This is a genomic window from Mycobacterium sp. E2462, from assembly GCF_001672685.1.
In the GTDB taxonomy this organism is placed as follows: Bacteria; Actinomycetota; Actinomycetes; order Mycobacteriales; family Mycobacteriaceae; genus Mycobacterium.
In genome coordinates, this window is the sequence record NZ_LZKC01000140.1 from 1 (window position 1) to 2,074 (window position 2,074).

Below are 2,074 nucleotides of genomic sequence, written 5' to 3' on the forward strand. Positions count from 1 at the left end.
CTCAGGCCACCACACCCGCCCCGCCGCAGCCGGCGGCGGCCAAGGCCACCGTCGCGCCGGCCGAAGGCGACGAGCTGCAGACGCTGCGCGGCGCCGCCGCGGCCGTGGTCAAGAACATGTCCGCCTCGCTGGAGGTCCCCACGGCGACCAGCGTGCGCGCGGTGCCGGCCAAGCTGATGATCGACAACCGCATCGTCATCAACAACCAGCTCAAGCGCACCCGCGGCGGCAAGATCTCGTTCACCCACATCCTGGGCTACGCGCTGGTGCAGGCCGTCAAGCAATTCCCGAATATGAACCGGCATTTCGCGGAAGTCGACGGCAAACCCACCGCGATCACCCCGGCGCACACCAACCTGGGCCTGGCCATCGACCTGCAGGGCAAGGACGGCAAGCGCGCGCTGGTGGTGGCCGGCATCAAGGCGTGCGAAACCATGCGTTTCGCGCAGTTCGTCACCGCCTATGAAGACATCGTCCGACGCGCCCGCGACGGCAAGCTGACCGCCGAAGACTTTGCCGGCGTGACGATTTCGCTGACCAATCCCGGGACCATCGGCACGGTGCACTCGGTGCCCCGGCTGATGGCCGGGCAGGGCGCCATCATCGGCGTCGGCGCCATGGAATACCCCGCCGAGTTCCAGGGCGCCAGCCCCGAGCGCATCGCCGAGCTGGGCATCGGCAAGCTGATCACCCTGACCTCCACCTACGACCACCGCATCATCCAGGGCGCGGAATCGGGCGACTTCCTGCGCACCATCCACGAGATGCTGCTCTCCGACGGCTTCTGGGACGACATCTTCCGCGAGCTGGAGAACCCGTACGAGCCGGTGCGGTGGAGCACCGACAACCCGGACTCGATCGTCGACAAGAACGCCCGGGTCATGGAGTTGATCGCGGCCTACCGCAACCGCGGGCACCTGATGGCCGACATCGACCCGCTGCGGCTGGACAAGACCCGGTTCCGCAGCCACCCCGACCTCGACGTCCAGACGCACGGGCTGACGCTGTGGGACCTCGACCGGGAGTTCAAGGTCAACGGGTTCGGCGGCCGTGAGCATTCGAAATTGCGCGACGTCCTGGGCCTGCTGCGCGACGCCTACTGCCGCCACATCGGGGTCGAATACACCCACATCCTGGACCCGGAGCAGCAGGAGTGGCTGCAGCAGCGCGTGGAGACCAAGCACGTCAAGCCCACCGTCGCCGAGCAGAAGTTCATCCTGAGCAAGCTCAACGCCGCCGAGGCCTTCGAGACCTTCTTGCAGACCAAATACGTTGGGCAGAAACGGTTTTCGCTTGAGGGCGCCGAGAGCGTCATCCCGATGATGGACGCGGCGATCGACCAGTGCGCCGAGCACGGCCTCGACGAAGTCGTCATCGGCATGCCGCACCGCGGGCGGCTCAACGTGCTGGCCAACATCGTCGGCAAGCCCTACTCGCAGATCTTCAGCGAGTTCGAGGGCAACCTCAACCCGTCGCAGGCGCATGGCTCCGGTGACGTCAAGTACCACCTCGGTGCCACCGGCGTGTACCTGCAGATGTTCGGCGACAACGACATCAAGGTGTCGCTGACCGCCAACCCGTCGCACCTGGAGGCGGTGGACCCGGTGCTCGAGGGTCTGGTCCGCGCCAAGCAGGACCTGCTGGACCGGGGCGCCGACGACGACGGCGGCAAGAGCTTCGCGGTGGTGCCGCTGATGCTGCACGGCGACGCCGCGTTCGCCGGCCAGGGCGTGGTCGCCGAGACGCTGAACCTGACCAACCTGCCCGGCTACCGCGTCGGCGGCACCGTGCACATCATCGTCAACAACCAGATCGGCTTCACCACCGCGCCGGAGTACTCCCGCTCCAGCGAGTACTGCACCGACGTCGCCAAGATGATCGGGGCGCCCATCTTCCACGTCAACGGCGACGACCCCGAGGCGTGCGCGTGGGTGGCGAAGCTGGCCGTGGACTTCCGGCAGAAGTTCCAGAAGGACGTCGTCATCGACATGCTGTGCTACCGCAAGCGCGGCCACAACGAGGGCGACGACCCGTCGATGACCAACCCGTCGATGTACGACGTCGTCGACGTCAA

Annotated in this window: 1 protein-coding gene; it reads left to right on the forward strand. The window is 66.9% G+C overall.

Annotated features, from left to right (window positions below; genetic code table 11):
• On the forward strand, positions 1-2,074 hold a 2,074-nt coding region (locus tag A5714_RS06610), incomplete at both ends, for a multifunctional oxoglutarate decarboxylase/oxoglutarate dehydrogenase thiamine pyrophosphate-binding subunit/dihydrolipoyllysine-residue succinyltransferase subunit (protein WP_156747195.1).